Origin of the sequence: Bartonella rattaustraliani AUST/NH4 (assembly GCF_000312565.1) — a bacterium.
Classification (GTDB): domain Bacteria; phylum Pseudomonadota; class Alphaproteobacteria; order Rhizobiales; family Rhizobiaceae; genus Bartonella; species Bartonella rattaustraliani.
In genome coordinates this window covers 1-1,864 of sequence record NZ_CALW02000062.1, presented here as the reverse complement: position 1 = coordinate 1,864, position 1,864 = coordinate 1, and the positions used below count along the sequence as shown (strand labels likewise).

1 protein-coding gene and 1 pseudogene are annotated in these 1,864 nt (G+C 39.0%); both read right to left on the bottom strand.

Annotated elements, in window-relative coordinates:
- A pseudogene (locus BN67_RS12030) lies at positions 1–86 on the bottom strand (helix-turn-helix transcriptional regulator); the annotation flags it as partial.
- Between the two features lie 211 nt (positions 87–297).
- Positions 298–1,464: a tyrosine-type recombinase/integrase gene (locus tag BN67_RS08840; protein ID WP_019223750.1), complete on the bottom strand. Its 1,167-nt coding sequence runs from the start codon at positions 1,462–1,464 to the stop codon at positions 298–300.
- Between the last annotated feature and the right edge of the window lie 400 nt (positions 1,465–1,864).

Here is a 1,864-nt window from a genome sequence, read left to right as displayed (position 1 = left end):
GTCACATGACGGCGGAATGTTGAAACACTCATATGGAGCAATTTTGCACTTTCACGGTCTGTGAGAAGAGTATCATTTTCTGTCATTTCTAAAATCCTTTCAAAACACAAATTATAAACAAATCATAACCACTTATTAACCATATTCTTGAATCGTTGAAAAGGTATTTAATCTATAAAAAACAGTCTTTTATCATGTTTTTTTTAAAAATTGAATCTTGATGAATCTTAATGACAATATATGAGAAAAGAGAGAGCTAAAGTTATCCACAGATTATGGGGTATTGCACCCCATCTCTTAAGTTTGACCGGTGACATAAGCTGCCCATTTATCCATATAAACACGGCGCTGTTCTAAATAGTCAGTACGACGATAGGCACGTTCTACTTGTCCTCCTACTGTATGACTTAGAATGGTTTCAGCAACCTCATAGGGGGCATCGGTTGTTTCAGCAAGCCAATCGCGTAAACTAGAGCGAAAACCATGCGGGCAGACATCAAGTCCAACACGTTTCATGTATTTTGACATACACTTTTCAGCAAGAGGACCTCGACCGGTTGCAGAAAAGAAGAAATCATTGCGAGACAGCAGGCGCGCTTGTTCTATCACTTTGAGTGCTTCTGATGATAAAGGAACACGAAACTCTGTTGTCGCATCACGTCGTCCTTTCATATTTTCAGCAGGAATAGTCCATATATCTCCATCAACTTGATCTTTATGGATATAACGTAAAGGACGTGTACGAACACCTGTCAGAATAAGCAAACGCAAAGCCAGTTGTGTCATGGTTGTTTTTGTGCAAAGCGTTTGATAAAAAGCCGGCACATCTTTCCAATCCATTGCAGGCATATTAATAGCTTTATGGCGTTGTTTCCCTAAGAGAGCGCGTGCTTTGGCTGTGACTTGTAAATCAACATCTAATCCCAATGCAGCAGCATGTTTGAAACAAATATTAAGACGGTTTAGTGCTTTCTCTGCTGTTCCTGCTTTTGTATGCCATATGGGGGAAAGTGTATTGCGTATCTCTGTTTGGGTAATTTCTGAAATGGGAAGGCAGCCTAATTTAGGAAGAATGTAAAGACGCAAAGGTGCCAACCAGTCCCCATTTTTCCCATCATTTTTTAATTCGGCTTTACGGCTTTCAAAAGTCTCTAAAGCAATGTCTTTAAGATAATGAAGATTGCTTATTGCCTCACGCTTTTGTTTTTCACGTTCTTTAATGGGGTCACGACCCTCATGTAAAACAGAACGCCACCGTGTTGCATGTTCACGAGCTTGTTTTAAAGAGATATGTCTTAGAGACCCTAATCCCATTTCACGGCGTCGTCCGTGAATTGTATAGCGATAAATCCATTGAGCGCCACCATCTTCACGCTTATGAAGTAACAAGCCTGCACCATCATTATATTTACCAGCACCCAATGTTGCGACAGCCCTTGCATTAAGACGATTCATAAGAGCCATTTTTAGTCCTTTCTTATATAAATTTTATCCACACATTCATCCCACTTGTGAGGTGCAAGTGAGTGGTTTTGATTGATTCAAGATAAGCAGGTTTGAAATAAGAGAATCTTACGTTATTCGGGACTCTCATTCAATATGAATAACGATAAATTATCTATATAAATCAATATCTTGCTTATGAACTGACAGATAAACAGTCTTTATAGACCCTCTTTTCTCAAAACAAACAACTTTTAACACAAGCGTGAGGCACGCCACGGCTGAATCACGCCAAAAAAAGGAAACGACCATGATAAATAACCCCTTAACCGCTATGGCTCAAAAATATGGTTTTTCTGATGAGGAACTGCGAAAAACTCTTCTCAAAACATGTATGGATAAAAATTATTCCAATGAAGAA

Coding starts and splice junctions, on each gene's coding strand:
- BN67_RS08840 (WP_019223750.1), bottom strand. CDS start 1,464: ATGGCTCTTATGAATCGTCTTAATGCAAGGGCTGTCGCAACATTGGGT.